At 31.5% G+C, this 17,858-nt stretch carries 17 protein-coding genes and 1 riboswitch; of the genes, 7 read left to right on the forward strand and 10 right to left on the reverse strand.

Annotated features, from left to right (window positions below):
• Positions 1-32: 32 nt before the first annotated feature.
• The 8 genes from fba to FAY47_RS10425 form a co-directional block, all read right to left on the reverse strand.
• Positions 33-896, reverse strand: coding sequence for a class II fructose-1,6-bisphosphate aldolase (gene fba / locus FAY47_RS10390; protein WP_143316644.1), 864 nt, complete (start codon positions 894-896; stop codon positions 33-35).
• A gap of 112 nt (positions 897-1,008) precedes the next feature.
• Complete coding sequence (argF, locus tag FAY47_RS10395; protein ID WP_143316645.1) at positions 1,009-1,938, reverse strand: ornithine carbamoyltransferase; 930 nt, start codon at positions 1,936-1,938, stop codon at positions 1,009-1,011.
• Between the two features lie 45 nt (positions 1,939-1,983).
• Positions 1,984-3,135 (reverse strand): aspartate aminotransferase family protein, encoded by a 1,152-nt coding sequence (locus FAY47_RS10400; protein WP_143316646.1) that lies wholly within the window; start codon positions 3,133-3,135, stop codon positions 1,984-1,986.
• 11 nt (positions 3,136-3,146) lie between these two features.
• A complete protein-coding gene (argB, locus tag FAY47_RS10405; RefSeq protein WP_143316647.1) occupies positions 3,147-4,001 on the reverse strand; it encodes an acetylglutamate kinase in 855 nt (284 codons plus the stop codon).
• A gap of 18 nt (positions 4,002-4,019) precedes the next feature.
• Positions 4,020-5,243 carry a bifunctional glutamate N-acetyltransferase/amino-acid acetyltransferase ArgJ gene (gene argJ, locus FAY47_RS10410; protein WP_143316648.1) on the reverse strand — a complete coding sequence of 408 codons (1,224 nt, stop codon included), beginning with the start codon at positions 5,241-5,243 and terminating at the stop codon, positions 4,020-4,022.
• A gap of 19 nt (positions 5,244-5,262) precedes the next feature.
• Positions 5,263-6,297 (reverse strand): N-acetyl-gamma-glutamyl-phosphate reductase, encoded by a 1,035-nt coding sequence (argC, locus tag FAY47_RS10415; RefSeq protein ID WP_143316649.1) that lies wholly within the window; start codon positions 6,295-6,297, stop codon positions 5,263-5,265.
• A 1-nt stretch (position 6,298) separates the two neighbouring features.
• Positions 6,299-7,687, reverse strand: a complete 1,389-nt coding sequence (argH, locus tag FAY47_RS10420) for an argininosuccinate lyase (RefSeq protein WP_143316650.1) — start codon at positions 7,685-7,687, stop codon at positions 6,299-6,301.
• Positions 7,688-8,911, reverse strand: coding sequence for an argininosuccinate synthase (locus FAY47_RS10425; protein WP_143316651.1), 1,224 nt, complete (start codon positions 8,909-8,911; stop codon positions 7,688-7,690).
• A 403-nt stretch (positions 8,912-9,314) separates the two neighbouring features.
• Between FAY47_RS10425 and FAY47_RS10430 the strand changes: the two genes are divergently transcribed.
• Genes FAY47_RS10430 through FAY47_RS10445 form a run of 4 tightly spaced genes read left to right on the forward strand, consistent with a single transcriptional unit; the run spans position 9,315 to position 13,040 of the window.
• Complete coding sequence (locus FAY47_RS10430) at positions 9,315-10,028, forward strand: ABC transporter ATP-binding protein (RefSeq protein ID WP_143316652.1); 714 nt, start codon at positions 9,315-9,317, stop codon at positions 10,026-10,028.
• Positions 10,018-11,334 (forward strand): ABC transporter permease, encoded by a 1,317-nt coding sequence (locus tag FAY47_RS10435; RefSeq protein ID WP_143316653.1) that lies wholly within the window; start codon positions 10,018-10,020, stop codon positions 11,332-11,334. Before FAY47_RS10430 ends, FAY47_RS10435 begins: the two co-directional genes overlap by 11 nt.
• Positions 11,335-11,349: 15 nt before the next feature.
• Entirely contained in the window at positions 11,350-12,672 is a 1,323-nt protein-coding gene (locus FAY47_RS10440; protein WP_143316654.1) for an ABC transporter permease, read from the forward strand.
• Positions 12,673-12,728: 56 nt separating this feature from the next.
• Entirely contained in the window at positions 12,729-13,040 is a 312-nt protein-coding gene (locus tag FAY47_RS10445) for a DUF1540 domain-containing protein (protein WP_143316655.1), read from the forward strand.
• 63 nt (positions 13,041-13,103) lie between these two features.
• Here the strand turns inward: FAY47_RS10445 and FAY47_RS10450 are convergent, their stop codons facing one another.
• Both FAY47_RS10450 and FAY47_RS10455 read right to left on the reverse strand, forming a co-directional pair.
• Positions 13,104-13,484, reverse strand: a complete 381-nt coding sequence (locus tag FAY47_RS10450) for a DUF4363 family protein (protein ID WP_143316656.1) — start codon at positions 13,482-13,484, stop codon at positions 13,104-13,106.
• A complete protein-coding gene (locus FAY47_RS10455; RefSeq protein WP_143316657.1) occupies positions 13,481-14,164 on the reverse strand; it encodes a DUF421 domain-containing protein in 684 nt (227 codons plus the stop codon). Before FAY47_RS10455 ends, FAY47_RS10450 begins: the two co-directional genes overlap by 4 nt.
• A 141-nt stretch (positions 14,165-14,305) precedes the next feature.
• Here FAY47_RS10455 and FAY47_RS10460 point away from each other — a divergent pair, with 141 nt between their 5' ends.
• The 3 genes from FAY47_RS10460 (at position 14,306) to sdaAA (ending at position 17,721) form a co-directional block, all read left to right on the forward strand.
• A complete protein-coding gene (locus tag FAY47_RS10460; protein WP_143316658.1) occupies positions 14,306-15,958 on the forward strand; it encodes a nucleoside kinase in 1,653 nt (550 codons plus the stop codon).
• Between the two features lie 196 nt (positions 15,959-16,154).
• Positions 16,155-16,835, forward strand: a complete 681-nt coding sequence (sdaAB, locus tag FAY47_RS10465) for an L-serine ammonia-lyase, iron-sulfur-dependent subunit beta (protein ID WP_143316659.1) — start codon at positions 16,155-16,157, stop codon at positions 16,833-16,835.
• A 1-nt stretch (position 16,836) separates the two neighbouring features.
• On the forward strand, positions 16,837-17,721 hold the full coding sequence (gene sdaAA, locus FAY47_RS10470; protein WP_143316660.1) for an L-serine ammonia-lyase, iron-sulfur-dependent, subunit alpha: 885 nt from the start codon (positions 16,837-16,839) through the stop codon (positions 17,719-17,721).
• A 26-nt stretch (positions 17,722-17,747) separates the two neighbouring features.
• Positions 17,748-17,856, forward strand: a riboswitch (TPP riboswitch).
• The last annotated feature ends 2 nt before the right edge of the window (positions 17,857-17,858 follow it).

A 17,858-nucleotide genomic window follows, 5' to 3' on the forward strand; every position in this document is an offset into this window, starting at 1 on the left:
TTGTAAAAAATAATTTGTTTAGTTAACAGAAATTAAGCTTTGTTAACTGAACCGAAAAGTTCCATCTTTTCTTTTACAGTAGCCTTTATAGCTTCAAATCCTGGAGCAAGAAGTTTTCTAGGGTCAAATCCCTTACCTTCTAAGTCCTTACCAGCTTCAACATACTTTCTTGTAGCTGCAGCAAATGATAATTGACATTCAGTGTTAACGTTGATTTTAGCAACTCCAAGAGAGATAGCTTTCTTAATCATATCTTCTGGAATTCCAGTACCACCGTGAAGTACTAATGGCATTTCTCCAACAGTATTCTTAATGTTTTCTAAAGCATCAAATGCTAAACCAGCCCAGTTTGAAGGATATTGTCCGTGGATATTACCGATACCAGCAGCTAACATTGTAACTCCTAAATCAGCGATTTGCTTACATTCATTTGCATCAGCAATTTCACCAGCACCAACAACTCCATCTTCTTCTCCACCTATTGAACCAACTTCACATTCAACTGAGATTCCCTTAGCTGAAGCGTCAGCAATAAGCTTCTTACTTTTTTCGATATTTTCTTCTATTGAATAGTGAGATCCATCAAACATTACTGATGAGAATCCAGCTTCAATACAAGCATAAGCTCCATCAAAGCTACCGTGATCTAAGTGTAATGCTACAGGAACTGTTATTTTTAAATCTTGAAGTAATCCGTTAACCATACCTACGATTGCATGGTAACCACCCATATACTTTCCAGCACCTTCTGAAACTCCAAGGATAACTGGTGAATTGTTTTCTTGTGCAGTTAATAGAACGGCTTTAGTCCATTCTAAGTTATTAATGTTAAATTGACCTACAGCATATTTCCCATCTCTAGCCTTGTTTAACATTTCTTTAGCTGAAACTAACATAACTAAACCTCCAATTATTGTGAATATATTTGGGAAAAATATATAATGTATTTCTCCCACCACTCTTTATTATAACTTCAAATTGTTAAAAAAGAAACAACTTCTCAGAATTTTAGTAATTGTTTTTCATTAGTTTTAGCAAAACAGCTTTTTGAGCATGTAGTCTGTTTTCAGATTCATCGAAGATTTCATTTGAGTGTTCATCAATTATGTCACCAGTTATTTCTTCTCCACGATGAGCTGGCAGACAATGGAGTACAAGTGCATTGGATTTTGCTAGTTCCATTAATTTTTTATTTATTTGGAAGCCTACAAAAGCTTCTTTTCGTATTTTGGCCTCATCTTCCTGCCCCATACTAGCCCAAACATCAGTTATTACGACATCAGCATCTATAACAGCTTCCTCAGGGGAAGTTGTTATAATAAATTTAGTACCTTCTAATTCTGATAATTCTTTACCACGAGCTATATATTCTTCTTTAGGCATATAGCCTTTAGGACAAGCGATTGAAATATTCATTCCAATTTTTAAAGTGCCTATTATAAGGGAGTGAGCCATATTGTTACCATCTCCAATATAAGCAACTTTCAAACCTTCTAGTATATTTTTATATTCTCTAATAGTCATTAAGTCAGCAAGTACTTGACATGGATGCTCTAAGTCTGTTAACCCATTAATTATAGGAATAGAAGAATATTTGGCTAAGGTTTCTACTTCTTCTTGGGAGTATGTTCTTATCATTATCCCTTGAATGAACCTTGATAATACTCTAGCTGTATCTTCTATAGGTTCACCTCTACCAATTTGTAGATCTCTACTGCTTAAAAATAGTGCATTGCCACCAAGCTGATACATTCCAACTTCGAAGGATACTCTAGTCCTTGTTGAACTTTTTTCAAAAATCATTCCAAGACTTTTCCCTTTTAAGTGCTCATGTGGGATGTTATGTTTGTGCTCATACTTTAATTGGTCTGCAGTATTTAGAATATCTAAAATATCATCTTTTGATAAGTCATCCATTTTTAATAAATCTTTTTTCATAAAAAAGCCCCCTCTTGTTGTTAATTTTTAGTCAATGTATAAATTTTACTTTAGTAACTCAACTAAAATATTTGCCCCTTTTAAAATCTCTTCTTCGTTTATAATTATAGGTGGAAGAAGTCTAATGACATTTGTTCCAGCTGTTAAAACCAAAAGCCCTTTTTCTATCGCTTTTTGTTGAATTTCAGAAGAGTTTCCTTTTAGCTCTATACCTATCATTAAGCCTATACCTCTAACTTCAACTATCTTGTTTAAATTTGCAGCTGTTAATTTATCTTTTAATAATTTACTGTTTTTAGTAACTGAATTATAAGTCTTATCATTACATATTTCATCTAATACAACTAATGCTCCAGCACATACTGCAGGATTACCTCCAAAAGTTGTTCCGTGATCACCTGGATTAAACACATTAGATAAATTTTCATTACAAAGCACTGCTCCAATAGGAAGTCCAGCCCCAAGTCCTTTTGCAAGTGTTATAATGTCTGCTTTAACGTCGAAGTTATTAAATCCAAAAAGTTTGCCAGTTCTAGCAATTCCACTTTGAACTTCATCAAAGATTACAACTATATCTTTACTATTACAAATAGAAACAACTTCTGTAACAAAGTCTTTATGAAGGGGATGAATTCCCCCCTCTCCTTGAACAGCTTCCATAATTATTGCACATACATCATCTGTTAATTTAGAATTAAAGTCATTAATATTGTTTGCTTCAACGTAATCAAATCCCTCTGGGAAAGGGAAGAAGTAATTATGAAATTTTTCTTGACCATTTGCAGTTAAAGTTGCTAGAGTTCTTCCATGAAAAGATTGTTTTAATGATAAAATTTTATTTCTATTTTTTCCGTATTTATCAAAACTATATTTTCTAGCAAGTTTAAGTGCTCCTTCATTGGCTTCGGCACCAGAGTTGGCGAAGAAAACCTTATCCATTTTTGCAAGTGAAGTTAATTTATTACTAAGTTCAACGGTAACTGGATTTAAAAATATATTAGAACAGTGTTGTAAAGTATTAATTTGATCATTTACAGCCTTTGTCCATTTAGGATGTGAATATCCTAAGGAATTAACCCCAATTCCACTTGTAAAATCTAAATATTTATTTCCTTTTGTATCATATAAATAAACCCCATCTCCTTTAGAAAGAATAGGAGAGAGGGGAGCATATGTGCTCATAAGTGAATTTTTCATTTAATCATCTCCTAATAAATCATGGTTCCAATACCTTCATGAGAGAATAATTCCAAGAGTATAGAATGAGGGATTCTGCCGTCAATAATATGTGCTCTTTCAACACCCATGCGAACAGCTTCCACGCAACAATCTATTTTAGGAATCATACCACCCTTAATTATTCCTTCAAAAGATAACTTTGGTACTTGATGAAGTCTTAATACAGATATTAGAGAAGCAGGATCACTAGGATCTCTTAATACCCCGGGAACATCTGTTAATAAAACTAATTTTTCAGCTTTTAAAGCAGCTGCAATTTTGGCTGCGCAAAGGTCAGCATTTATGTTATAAAGTGAATTATCATTTTCACCTAAAGCAACACTTCCTACAACAGGAATGTAGTCTGAAGACAATGCCATATTCAATATATCAGGATTAACAGAAGTTATTTCGCCAACATATCCTAAATCAACAGTTCCTTCTAATTTTTTTGCTTTAAGAAGTGAGCCATCCATACCGCAAATACCAATAGCTTTTCCACCGGCTTTTTCAATTAAAGAAACGAGATCTTTATTAACCTTTCCTCCAAGGACCATTTGAACTACTTCAATAGCTTTTTCATCTGTATATCTTAGCCCGTTTACAAACTTGCTTTTTTCTCCAAGACGTTCAAGAAAACTTGTTATATCTGGACCACCACCATGAACTACAATTGGCTTAAATCCAACACATTTCATTAATACAATATCATTTATTACAGTTTCTCTTAGTTCCTCACTTACCATGGCGTTACCGCCATATTTAACAACTATTATCTTTCCATTATATTGTTGTATATATGGTAAAGATTGAACTAATATATCAGCACGATCACTATGGTTCATCTTATTATTCCTCCTAAATTAACTTCTATAATCACCATTGATTTTTACGTAGTCATAACTTAAGTCACAACCCCAAGTGGAGACTTCGTAATCACCTATAGAAAGTTCAACTTTAATTAAAATCTCTTTTTCTTTAAGGATTTTAAGAGCTTCATCTTCATCAAAATTTACAGATGAACCATTTTTACATACTATAATTGAACCAGCCAAACTTTCAAAATAAACATTTACTTTATCTGGGTCAAAATCTACTCCTGAATATCCTAATGCACAGAGGATTCGTCCCCAATTAGCATCACAACCAAACATAGCTGTTTTAACTAAACTAGAATTAATTACACTTTTTGATAGTAGAAGAGCATCTTCTTCACTATTTGCACCAATTATTTTGCACTCTAATAATTTAGTTGCACCTTCTCCATCTTGAGCCATTTTTTTTGCTAAATTTATGCTTATATATTTTAATGCTTCTAAAAAAGCATAGTAGTTTTCGTTTTTTTCTGTAATTTCATCATTTTCTGCTAGACCATTAGCTAATATGAATAAACTATCATTAGTACTTTGATCTCCATCTACACTTATTCTGTTAAAACTAACATCGGCAGAATCTTTTAGAGCTTCCTTTAAAAGAGTAGGAGAGATGTTTATATCAGTAGTAATGAAAGCAAGCATTGTACACATATTAGGTTCTATCATTCCAGAACCCTTTGCCATAGAACCGAGTGTTATAACTTTATTCCCAATTTCTATATTTATAGCAAGTTCCTTTTTTACTGTATCAGTAGTCATAATTGCTTCAGAAGCATCTTTATAACCTTCTTTAGAAAGAGATTCTGTTAATTTGCCAACATTTTGTTCAATAGCTTTTATATTAAGAGGTACCCCAATAACCCCAGTTGAAGCTACTAATACATCTTCTGTATTAATATTTAATTCTTTAGCTTCAGAAGATGCCATACGTTTAGCCTTTCCAAGGGCATCATCACCATTGCAGGTATTTGCATTTCCACTGTTTATTATTACTGCTTGAGCAAACCCGTTAGATAGATGTTCTTTTGAAACATATATAGGAGCCCCCTTTACTTTATTGCTCGTAAATACTCCAGCAGCTGAAGCAGGTTTTTCTGAATAGATTAAGGCTAAATCCTTACTTTCTTCATTTTTCTTCAAACCACAATGAATGCCTGAAGCTAGAAATCCTTTTGGAGCAGTAACTCCACCTTCAATTACATTTATATTCAAATTAATTGCCCCCTTTTTATTAAAAGGATGGTGAAATAAAGTTTAATCCTTCTTTTTCATCAAGTCCTAATAGAATGTTCATATTTTGCACTGCTTGCCCTGCAGCACCTTTAACCATATTGTCTATTGCGCTAACCACTATTATTTGATCTTTTCTATGATTTAAGTGAAGTGATATGTGGCAGTAGTTAGAGTACCTAACATTTTTAGTACAGGCTACTTCGCCTAAAGGTAGTACGCTAACAAATGGTTCATCTCTGTAAGCTTCAATATATAGATCATGAATTTTCTCTAAATAAACTTGGTTTTTAGGTGTACAGTAAATAGTTGAAATTATTCCTCTACTTATTGGAAGTAAATGAGGAGTAAAGGTTACTGTAACATTATCACTTGCCATAAAACCAAGGGTTTCTTCAATTTCAGGGGTATGTCTATGACCTCCAACTTTATAAGGTGCAAAGTTTTCGTTTAATTCTGCAAAGTGGCTAGAAAGCGTTAACCCTCTACCAGCGCCAGTAGCACCTGATTTAGAGTCACAAATTATTCCCTTAGTTTCAATTAAAGAATTCTTAAGTAGAGGCATTAATCCAAGTTCTATAGAAGTTGGATAGCAGCCAGGATTAGCTATAAGCTTAGCTTTCTTAATTTTTGTTCTATTAAATTCAGGCAATCCATAAACACTTTCTTTATGGATTGCAGGATGAGAAAAATCTTTTTCATACCAAAGTTTGTAATTTTCTTCCTTTGATAATCTAAAGTCAGCACCCATATCAATACAAATTTTTCCGTGCTCTATACATTTTGATGCTATATCTTCACTTAATCCATGTGGAAGAGCAGTGAAAATTATTTCGGATTTTTCTAGTACATCCTCAATAGTTTCACATTTTAAATTAGTTTTATCTATGAATGTTTTATATATTGATGATATTTCTTCTCCTTCAAAAGATACTGAACTTATTGCTGATACAGTTACATCCTTATGATTTAAAAGTATTCTGAGTAATTCAGCTCCAACATAGCCAGTAGCCCCAATAATACCGACTTTTATCATTTTATAGGCCCCCTTTAGTTTCTTCTATAAATTTTTTTAAAGCATCTAGTTGTATATTTACAGATTGAGAAGATGGACCACCAATAACCTTTCTTTCCTCAACACATGTAAATAAGTCTATTGCTTTATATACATCCTCTTCAAAAATAGGAGAGAATTCTTTGAGCTTTTCTATAGAAAGATCTTCGATAGCTTTATTTTCTTTTATGCAGTGAAGTACTATTTCTCCAACTATTCCATGTGCAGTTCTAAAAGCTTCACCCTTTTTAACTAGGTAATCTGCAAGATCTGTAGCGTTAGTAAATCCACCAGCAGCCCCTTTTCTCATATTGTCTTTATTAACTTTCATTGTTTTTAACATTCCGGTAAAAGTTTTAAGAGAAAGTGTAATAGTATCTAATGCATCAAAAAGACATTCTTTATCTTCTTGCATATCTTTGTTGTAAGCTAGAGGTATGCCTTTCATCACAGTAAGAAGAGTCATTAAATCTCCATATACTCTACCAGTTTTACCTCTTATAAGTTCAGCTACATCAGGATTTTTTTTCTGAGGCATTATAGAACTTCCAGTACTATAGGCATCATCAAGTTCTATAAAACTAAATTCATTAGTACACCAAAGAATAATTTCTTCAGAAAATCTTGATAGGTGCATCATAATCATAGAAAGAGCTGAAAGTGTTTCTATTACATAATCTCTATCAGAAACTGAATCCAAACTATTTAAAGTGATTTTTGAAAATCCAAGGTCTTTTGCTACGGCAATTCTATCGATTGGATAAGTTGATGTTGCTAATGCACCTGAACCTAAAGGCATTTCATCAGTTCTCTTGTAGCAATCTTGTAAACGACCAATATCTCTTTTAAGCATTTCACCATATGCAAGCAGATGATGAGCTAGAGTTATAGGTTGAGCTTTTTGCATATGAGTATATCCTGGCATTATAGTAGATATATTTTCCTTAGATTTATTAAATATAACTTCTTGAAGTGAAAGAATATCAGATATAATATCTTTCTGAGCTTTCTTTAAATACATTCTTAAATCTAAAGTTACTTGATCATTTCTGCTTCTACCTGTATGAAGTTTTTTTCCACAAGGTCCTATATAATATGTTAGTGTTCCTTCTACAAAACTGTGAATGTCTTCTGAAGATGAATCTATTTCAATAACCCCATTTTCCATGCGAGTTAAGATTTCATTTAATCCACTTTCAATTTTATCGCTAGATGCTTTTGGAATTATACCTTGTTTCCCTAGCATCTTTACATGAGCTAAACTTCCTTCTATGTCTTCTTTATACATTCTTGAATCAACTCTGATAGAAGAGTTGAAATCATTAACTAAATCACTTGTTCCTTTTTTGAATCGTCCGCCCCAAAGTTTCATTTATTTTTCCTCACTTTTTATTTTTGCATTCATTTTGGCATGAACGACTATTGGAAGACCAAAAAGATTAACAAATCCAGCAGAATCCTTTTGATCATATACAGCGTCTTCACCAAATGTTGCATATTCTTCGCTATATAATGAATAAGGAGATGTCATGCCTGCATTAACTACATTTCCTTTATATAATTTAAGTTTTACTTCTCCAGTTACTGTTTCTTGAGTTTTTAGTACAAAAGAGTGTAGAGCTTCTCTAAGTGAAGTAAACCATAATCCGTTATATACAATATCTGCAAATTTTAAAGCAACTTGCTCTTTATAGTGGGCAGTTTCTTTATCTAAGCATAACTCTTCTAAATCTTTATGTGCTTTATAAAGGATTGTTCCACCTGGAGTTTCATAAACACCTCTAGATTTCATACCAACTAGTCTATTTTCAACCATGTCGGTAATTCCTATTGCATTTTCTCCACCTAATTTATTAAGTTCTTCAAGAAGTTTAACTCCATCCATTTTAACTCCATTTAAAGCTACAGGAATTCCTTTTTCAAAAGAAAGAGTGATGTATGTTGCTTTGTCTGGTGCCTTTTCAAGGGTAGTAGAAAGTTCTAAAATCTTTTCATAGTTTGGTTCATTATTTGGATCTTCTAAATCTAGCCCTTCATGACTTAGATGCCAAAGATTCATATCTTTACTATAGTTTGTTTCATAGCTTATTTTTATAGGAACCTTTTTTTCTAAAGCATAAGCTATTTCTTCTTCCCTTGATTTTATGTCCCATATTCTCCAAGGAGCTATAATTGGCATTTCTGGTGCAAATGCTTTTATAGCTAATTCAAATCTTACTTGGTCATTACCTTTACCAGTGCATCCGTGACAAATAGCATCAGCACCTTCTTTTTTTGCTATTTCAACCATTCTTTTACCTATAAGAGGTCTTGCAAAAGAAGTACCTAAAAGATATTTTCCTTCATATATAGCTCCAGCTTGAATTGTTGGGAAAATATAATCATTTACGAATTCTTCTGTTAAGTCCTCTATGTAAATTTTTGATGCTCCTGTTTTTAAGGCTTTTTCTTCTAAACCTTCTAGTTCGGATTTTTGTCCAACATTTCCAACGACTGCGATAACTTCGCAACCATAGTTCTCTTTAAGCCATGGAATTATTACTGATGTATCAAGTCCTCCTGAGTATGCTAGAACAACTTTATTATATTTTTTCATTACAATAGCCCCCTTAAATAAAACGATAAATTTTTCTAACTATTTATAATTATACATACATTTAAATAAATATGCAATAATTATTCATGAAAAATGAATAAAATTTCATAGGCATATAGAAAAAATGCTTAATAACTAAAGTTATGTAGCGGATTGTATGCATAAAAATAAAAAAAGAATATTTCTATAGTATAGTTATTCATAGTATGACTTGTGTTATAACTTTTATACTAAGAAATCATTGGTGATTTAGATGAATGTTTATTGTATAATTAGGAAATAGTTATTTCTAAGCATGTGGTATTAAATGTAAGTTTAAGATTGTTTTAAGAAAAAAGACATGTTAGATTTAATAAAAAAGGATAGTATATTAATATTCAAGATAATTTAAAGGAGAGTCAGAATGATTGAGGTAAAAGAAGTTTCAAAAGTATATAAAATGGGAAAAGAAAAAGTAGTAGCGTTAAAAAATGTTTCATTAAAAATTGAAAAAGGTGAGTTTGTTGCAATAATTGGTCCTTCAGGATCTGGAAAGTCAACACTAATGCATATTGTTGGGGGGTTAGATTCTCCTACAGTTGGAAATGTATATATAGAGGGAAATGATATTAGTAGATTAAAAGATAAGCAACTTTCTAAATATAGAAATGACAAGATAGGTTTCGTGTTTCAAGCATTTAACCTAGAGAATAGTCAAACAGCTCTTGAAAATGTAATGATGCCATTAATCTTTGCAGGAATATCAAAAAAAGAGAGAAAGGAAAGGGCATTAAAAGCGTTAGAACAAGTAGGCTTAAAAGAATATGTAAAACATAAACCAAATGAAATGTCAGGAGGACAAAGACAAAGGGTATCTATAGCAAGAGCATTAGTTAACAATCCAGAGATAATATTTGCAGATGAACCAACAGGAAACTTAGATTCTAAAAGTGGTGAAAACATAATGCAACTATTTAATGAAATTAATGCAAAAGGATATACAGTAATTATGGTTACTCATAATCCACTTGAAGCTAACAAGGCAAAGCGTGTTGTTAAGATCAAGGATGGTGAAATTATATCTGATATTATAAAAGAAGAGGAAATAGCCTTAGGAGGAGAAAAAGATGAAGCTTAAAGAGTATGTACTTATGTCCCTAAGGGATTTATGGAGAAGAAAAGGCAGAACTATTCTTACTTCCTTAGGTATTACCATTGGTACCTTACTTATAGTAACTATGATGGGAATAGTGCTAGGTCTTCAAAATTTTATGGTGAACACTGTTAATAATGAAGATACTGCAAAAAATATTAAAATTCAACCTTATAAATATATGACAGATGAAGAGGCTTCGGATGCAGATCTAAGTACATTACAAGATGAATATGGGAAAAAACTTGACAATAAGTTAATAGAAGAACTTAAGAATACTGAAAAAACAGAAAGCATAGTAGCTTCAATATCATATGATCCAAGTGCGTTAAGGGTTAATGGGAAAGAATATACAGGAGAAATATCTTGCATTGGTTATAATGATGGCGTAAATATTTATCCAAGTTCAGTAGTGGACAAAGTAAGATTCGAAAAAGGTAATGATGAATTAAAGCCAATTAAGGTAGGTAAAGAAATAGATAATAATTCAGGCCAAGCTCTTATTGGTAAAGAACTTTTAAATAACTTAGGGTTATCAGAAGATGAAATACTTAACAAAGAGATGGAAATAGTTACAAGTTCATCAAGTATAATAAAAACTAATAAAACAACTAAAAAGGTTACTGTGGTTGGAATTATTGATGAAAATTTTGAAAATGGAAGGAAGGTAGTTATATCTGCAAGGGATGCAGCTGAACTAAAAGGATATAGCACTTTGCAGAAAGATTATATGGAAAACAAGGGGTATGACAAGGTTGAGGTTACAGCAAAGGAAATAAGTGATGTAGAAGCTTTAAGTGAAAAAATTAAAGATTTAGATTATTACTCTGTATCTTCGATTGATATGGCAGAAGAAGTAGAAGAAAGTCTTAGTGGTATAAATACAGCTTTCTTAATACTTGGAATAATAGTATTAGTAGTAGCTGCGATAGGAATTGTTAATACCATGACTATGGCTGTTATTGAAAGAACAAAGAGTATTGGTGTTATGAAATCAGTAGGTGCAGATAGTGGCGCTATAAGAACTATATTCTTAGTTCAATCTTCTTTGATAGGATTAATTGGTGGAGCATTTGGAATTTTAATTGGGTCAGGAGTTAATGGATTAATTCAGATGTTTGCAACATCTAAGATATCTGATGCAGGAATGAAGATGTCAATTACAATAGGTTTGCCTTGGTATTGGCTTTTAGTAATATTAGCTTTTGCAATGATTATAGCATTAGTTTCAGGAATATATCCAGCAAATAAGGCATCTAAGTTAGATCCAATAGAAGCATTAAGAAGATAGGAGGGAGCAGTAAAAATGAAATTAGTAGATAAAATAAGCATGGCTTTCAGAGATTTAATGAATAGAAAAGTTAGATCAATACTTACTATTATTGCTGTATCAATAGGATCCCTTTTATTAGTAGTAATGATGGGAATTGGTGATGGAATAGTAAATAAGATGAAAAGTATGATTAGTAGTTTTGGGGATACAAATGTAGTGCAAGTAATGCCTATAGACTCAAACAAGATGAAGGATGCATCAAATAATAAATCTAGTATGTCAATTAGAATTAATGAAGAAGGGACATCAGCTAGCTCAAAGGATTTTAATAACAAAAAATCGGAGTATACAAAGAAAATATCAGAGGAAGATATAGAAAATATAAAGAATATAGATGGTGTGGACAAAATAGAAGCATCTATTAGTGGGAAAGCTACTAGTTTGAAACTTGATGGAGGATCAAGTTTGGATAAAAATATATCTGTCACAGGGGTAAATCTAAAATATAATAGTGATTTTAGTAAAAAGTTGGTGGCAGGTAATTCTCTAGTAAATGCAGATACAGATGTTTTAGTAGGAGAAAATCTTGTTAGTAAGTTAGGGATTAATGACAATGAAGAACTGCTAGGAAAGAAAATAAAAATTAAAGTAGAATATCCTAAGATGGATGGAATTCAAATAAAAGAACCAAAAGAAATAGAAGGAACTGTAGTTGGAGTGCTAAATAAAAAGGATTATAGAGATACTATTGTTATGGCAGATAAGAAGGCAGAAACCCTAATATCATATTTTACAGATAAAGAAAACTACATAAGTGAAAACGGCTATAATAGTGTTAGTGTATACGCTAAAGAGGGAACAAGCTTAGGTACATTAAGTAGTAAAATAACTCAAGAATATGGATATGAAACTTTTAGTTTAGATATGATTAATAGCATGCTTGATGTTCTAGGAACAGTAGTAAAAAGTGTATTATCTATAGCTGGAATAATAGTTCTTATAGTTGCAGCTTTAGGATTAGTTAATACTATGACTATGACTTTGCAAGAAAAGAGAAAAATGATAGGTGTAATGAGATCTGTAGGCGGATCAAGATCAAATATTAGAATGATATTTATATTCCAATCCGTAATGCTTGGTTTGGCCGGAGGGGCACTGGGAGGATTATTGTCTTCTGGTGGAATTATTTTTACTAACGAATATATTACAAAGAGTAGTAATTTCATAATATCATTAACTGCAAATAATGTATTTATATCTATAATAATTACATTACTAATTTCAATTGTAGCTGGATTAATTCCTGCAAGTAAAGCGGCAAAATTAAATGTAGTAGAAGCGGTGGCTGAGGAATAAAAATAGTAATTATGGGAAATACTAAACCTACAATATGATGTTGTAGGAGGGATAGTATGACACAATTGAGTTGTTGTGCGGATAGTTGTGGACATAACAAAAATGGCTATTGTTGTTTAAATTGTGTAGAAGTTGGAGGGGATCTTGCTAATAGTTCTGAATCAACTTGTTGCAATAGTTTTGTAGAGAAGTCAGGATCATTTACAAATGATACACAGTTGCCAAGTCCATACTCAGATATTAAATGTAAAGCAGAAAATTGTATTTACAACAGTGGCTATCACTGTGAAGCATATAATATAGATATTTCAGGTCATGCTGCTTCATATGTAGATGATACTTTATGTTCAACATTTACTTCTAAATAAAAATGAGCTGTCTAAAATATAAATTTTAGACAGCTCATTTTTATAATGGGAGTAATTAAGTTATTAAAAAATATTTTCAATATTTGGATTATGAAGATGTTTTATATTTTTAGCAAAATTTTTTAATGAATTTACTGCTATGATAGATTCAGTATAATCTCTGCAAGAAGTATATAAAGATAATTCAACAGCTTCATCCATCAAGTTATCAAAGTCATTATGATTTATATAAATTGAAGAGACCATTTGATTTTTATCAATTAGGTCTATTATCTCATTAGTAGAAGAATAGGCTTTTTCCCATTCTTTATTACTAATTAATAATTCTATTTCTTCAGTACGATCACTTATAGTATCGCATAATTCAATTAAGGAGTTATTAGCAAAGTAAACAAAGCAAAGTAGTGAGAAAAATATAATTACAGACATTATTGTACTTCTCATTTATTACACTCCTTTTCATAATCACCATATAGCTGATATTTAAAATTTCCTTGAGTATCGTACATAGCTATTAAAATATCATCCATAGAAGATAAATTATGTTTCTTTAACAATTTATTTATCCATTCTTTATCCTTACCTATAGTAGTTAATGAATTAGTATTTATTTTGCCATCGGTAATTATTATTTTAGGTAGTAAAGGTGGCTTATTATTTGATTTACTTTTAGAAGAATTATTATCCTTTGGAAGAATGGATAATTGACCATTATTTTCAAGTATTGCATATTGAATTTCTTCCAAGTCAAAGTATCCTGCAAGACGGATTTCTTCCATTAATTCATCAATATTAATTTGTTGTTTCTTTAAAACTTTATAGTTGAGCTTACTTTTATAAACTAATATGCAAGGTTCCCCATCTACAACTTTCCTTATGAATTGACTTTTTAATTCAAGTAGTGAAAGAAGAGTCTTCATAAAAAGCAAAGTAATTATAGGGATTATACCTAAAAGTAATGGAAATCTTGTATCCTGCATGGGAAGCGATGCTAAATCTGAGATCATAATGGTTATTACAAATTCATAAGGTTGAAGTTCACCAATTTGACGTTTTCCCATTATTCTCATAACTACGACTACCAATGTATATAAAATAGCTGTTCTGATAAAAACTATGAACATAATTAAACACCTCTTTAAATTATTATTTCTCAGTCCTAGAAACTATATTCTATATCTTATATCTTTGTAGGAGTAACACTTGGGTATATAATGGAATAGAGTGAGAATTTATGCTACAAATCTAAGGAGAGGAAAATTTATATGGAAGAAATAAAATTACAATTAGGAAATACAAACATAATTAATGCTAACAAGGAGACTACTTTTAAGGAATTAGCAGATAGATACTATAAAGATAAAAGCATAGTCCTATGTGAATTAGAAGGAGAGTATTATGAACTAAGTAAAAAAGTCCCTGAGGCAGGTAAGATAAACATGATTTCTGCCAATAGTGAGATTGGTTGGAAAGTTTACTCAAGAACACTTCAATTCATTTTTATAAAGGCAGCTTTAGATATATTTCCAAATGCGAAGATTACGATAGAACATTCAATATCAAAAGGGATATTTGGAGAGATACATAAAGAAACTCCATTGACTGAAGATGAAATAATATTAATTAAAGAGGCTATGAAAAGATTAATCCATAGAGATATACAAATAAAGAGGGTAAAGATTGATAAAAAGAAGGCTATGGATATATTTCAAAAGTACGGTATGCAAGATAAGGTTATGCTTTTAAAGCAGATGGATTTTAATGAAGTGAATTTATATGAGTTAGATGGAAGATATGATTATTTTTATGGACAAATGGCATATTCTACAGGAATAATAGAAGCTTTCGATTTAATTAGATATGCTCATGGGTTTATTTTAAGAAATCCTAAAGAAGGGGATATTAGTTCGCTGCCTGAATTTAAGGAACAGAAAAGTCTTGCAAATATTTTTTATGAAACAGAGGAATGGCTTAGGATACTTGGTATAGGTGAAGTTGGAAGTTTAAATGAAAAAGTCATTAATGGAGATTTGAAAGATGTAATATTAGTTTCTGAAGCCTTACATGAAAAGAAGATTGCTCATATAGCAGACCAAATAAGTAAGAAAGAAGATATAAAGATAGTACTTATAGCAGGGCCTTCTTCATCTGGAAAGACTACCTTTGCGAATAGGCTTGGAATTCAATTAAGGGTTAATGGGCTTATTCCAATTTCAATATCTCTTGATGATTATTTTCTAGATAGGGAAAGGACGCCTAAGGATGAGGAAGGAAATTATAATTTTGAATCTATTTATGCTATAGATTTAGATTTATTTAATGAAAATTTAAAAGGTCTTTTAAAAGGTGAAGAAGTAGAAATTCCTAGTTATAATTTTAGGACAGGAACTCGTGAATGGAGTGGAAACAAGATAAAGTTGCCACAAAATGGAGTCATAATTATAGAAGGGATACATGGATTAAATCCAATACTTACAAGTGAGATAGAGGATAAAAATAAGTTTAAAATCTATATTTCAGCCTTAACTCAGCTAAATATAGATAATCATAATAGAATTGCAACTACTGATGTCAGAAAGATTAGAAGAATAGTTAGAGATTACTTGTCACGAGGATATGGTGCAGAAGATACATTAAATATGTGGTCATCAATCAAAAAAGGGGAAAAAGAGTATATATTTATATATCAAGAAGAGGCAGATGTAATGTTTAATTCAACATTAGTGTATGAATTAAGTGTACTTAAATCTTATGCAATTAAAGAGTTAGATAAAATTAAGCATGGAAGTCCATCATATAATGAAGCTGTAAGGTTAAAATCATTTTTGAATTTTTTTAAGGAAATTAAATTTGAAGATGTACCTGAGAATTCTATTTTAAGAGAATTTATAGGTGGAAGTTGTTTTTATAAGTATTAAATAAAATGAACTATATCCTGACACTTGAGTAAAAAGAGTGTTTGGAGATAGTTCATTTTTTAAGTTTCGCTTGGATTTTTAAGTTTTTTTATGATAATTCTTAATTTATGAACAATAATGTAAATTTATATTGATTTAATTATAAGTTTTGCTTAAACTAAAATGAGGAATTTACAAGGAACGAAGGAGAAAATATATGACAAATCTAGGCGTTTTTGATATTTTAGGACCTATTATGATTGGTCCTTCAAGTTCGCATACAGCAGGAGCAGCAAGACTTGGAAAGGTCGCTAGAGCTGTTTTAGATGGAGAACTTGAAAGTGTTAAGTTTTATTTACATGGTTCTTTTGCTAAGACGTACAAAGGACATGGAACTGATAGGGCATTAGTTGCAGGAATAATAGGAATGGAACCTAGTGATATAAGACTTAGGGATTCATTAGAAATAGCAAAGAAATATGGATTAAAGATAGAATTTATTGAAGCAGATTTAGGAGATGTTCACCCTAATACAGTAAAGTTTATAATGAAAAGTGTAAAGGGTAGAGAATGCGAAGTTATGGGATCTTCAATAGGTGGAGGTAGTATTAAAATTACCGAAGTCAACGGAAATAATGTGGAGTTTACAGGAGAGTATCCTACATTAATTATTTCCAATAAAGATGTACCAGGATCTGTTTCGAAGGTTACTTCTATACTTTATGAAGAGGGGATAAACATAGCGTTTATGAAAGTGTTTAGAAATCAAAAAGGAAAAGATGCTACTATGGTTTTCGAAGTGGACTATAGAGTTGAGAAAAATGTTATAGAGAAAATCGAGAGTATAGATTCAATAAGTAGAGTTATAAGTATTCATCCTGTTAAGGAGGGAGAGTAGTATGAAAATAGCTAGAAGTGGTGACGAATTATTAAAGATTTGTTTTGAAGAAAATATCTCCCTAAGTGAATATGCTATAAGATATGAAATTGAGAATAGGGAGATAACAAGGGAAGAATTATATATAAAGATGAAAAAAAATCTCAATGTTATGATAGAATCTGCTAATAGTGGAATGAATAAAGAAATATATTCAGTTAGTGGGCTTATAGGTGGAGATGCATATAAGATAAAAAAATACTTAGATAAGGGAAATACTCTTATTGGTGAAACAATGGTATTAGCAATGGCAATGGCATTATCCTCATCAGAAGTAAATGCCGCTATGGGGAAAATAGTAGCTTGTCCTACAGCTGGATCTTGTGGGATATTACCAGCAGTTATCCTTACAGCAGGTAAAAAACTTAATAAAAGTGAAGATGAATTAATTACTGCACTTTTTGCAGCATCTTCAGTAGGAATGATAATTGGAATGAATGCTACATTATCTGGAGCAGAAGGTGGATGTCAAGCAGAGTGTGGATCAGCATCGGCAATGGGGGCAGCAGCGGTTGTTGAAATGATGGGTGGTACTCCAAAAATGAGTTTAGATGCAGCAGCTATAATTTTGAAAAATGTTTTAGGATTAGTTTGTGATCCGGTTGCAGGACTAGTAGAAATACCTTGTGCAAAGAGAAATATATCGGGAGCTATAAGTGCATTAAGCATAGCAGATTTAGTAATGGCTGGTGTAGACTCAAAGATACCATTTGATGATGCGGTTTCAGCTATGTATAAAGTAGGAAAGTGTTTGCCAACATCATTAAGGGAAACAGCTGAAGGTGGAGTAGCTATAACTAAGGCAGGACTTGAACTTAGAAAGAAAGTTTACGGAGAAGAAGAATAGTGATAAAATAAAATACGAAAATTAAATAAAATTACTAGGGGAGCTGAATTAAAGCTGAGATTGAAGAAAGTAATCTTCTAAACTCTTGAACCTGATGTGGTTAGAACCACCGGAGGGAAGTAATAAAACTAAAGTGT

This window comes from Clostridium sp. HBUAS56017 (genome assembly GCF_007115085.1).
Taxonomy (GTDB): Bacteria; Bacillota; Clostridia; order Clostridiales; family Clostridiaceae; genus Clostridium; species Clostridium cibarium.

Excerpts from the sequence above, each read along its gene's own strand:
- sdaAA (WP_143316660.1), top strand. The coding sequence starts at position 16,837 with ATGAAAATAGCTAGAAGTGGTGACGAATTATTAAAGATTTGTTTTGAA.
- argC (WP_143316649.1), bottom strand. The coding sequence starts at position 6,297 with ATGATAAAAGTCGGTATTATTGGGGCTACTGGCTATGTTGGAGCTGAA.
- fba (WP_143316644.1), bottom strand. The coding sequence starts at position 896 with ATGTTAGTTTCAGCTAAAGAAATGTTAAACAAGGCTAGAGATGGGAAA.
- sdaAB (WP_143316659.1), top strand. The coding sequence starts at position 16,155 with ATGACAAATCTAGGCGTTTTTGATATTTTAGGACCTATTATGATTGGT.
- argH (WP_143316650.1), bottom strand. The coding sequence starts at position 7,687 with ATGAAACTTTGGGGCGGACGATTCAAAAAAGGAACAAGTGATTTAGTT.
- FAY47_RS10455 (WP_143316657.1), bottom strand. The coding sequence starts at position 14,164 with ATGTTCATAGTTTTTATCAGAACAGCTATTTTATATACATTGGTAGTC.
- FAY47_RS10450 (WP_143316656.1), bottom strand. The coding sequence starts at position 13,484 with ATGAGAAGTACAATAATGTCTGTAATTATATTTTTCTCACTACTTTGC.
- FAY47_RS10460 (WP_143316658.1), top strand. The coding sequence starts at position 14,306 with ATGGAAGAAATAAAATTACAATTAGGAAATACAAACATAATTAATGCT.
- FAY47_RS10430 (WP_143316652.1), top strand. The coding sequence starts at position 9,315 with ATGATTGAGGTAAAAGAAGTTTCAAAAGTATATAAAATGGGAAAAGAA.
- FAY47_RS10435 (WP_143316653.1), top strand. The coding sequence starts at position 10,018 with ATGAAGCTTAAAGAGTATGTACTTATGTCCCTAAGGGATTTATGGAGA.
- argB (WP_143316647.1), bottom strand. The coding sequence starts at position 4,001 with ATGAACCATAGTGATCGTGCTGATATATTAGTTCAATCTTTACCATAT.
- argF (WP_143316645.1), bottom strand. The coding sequence starts at position 1,938 with ATGAAAAAAGATTTATTAAAAATGGATGACTTATCAAAAGATGATATT.
- FAY47_RS10425 (WP_143316651.1), bottom strand. The coding sequence starts at position 8,911 with ATGAAAAAATATAATAAAGTTGTTCTAGCATACTCAGGAGGACTTGAT.
- FAY47_RS10445 (WP_143316655.1), top strand. The coding sequence starts at position 12,729 with ATGACACAATTGAGTTGTTGTGCGGATAGTTGTGGACATAACAAAAAT.
- FAY47_RS10440 (WP_143316654.1), top strand. The coding sequence starts at position 11,350 with ATGAAATTAGTAGATAAAATAAGCATGGCTTTCAGAGATTTAATGAAT.
- FAY47_RS10400 (WP_143316646.1), bottom strand. The coding sequence starts at position 3,135 with ATGAAAAATTCACTTATGAGCACATATGCTCCCCTCTCTCCTATTCTT.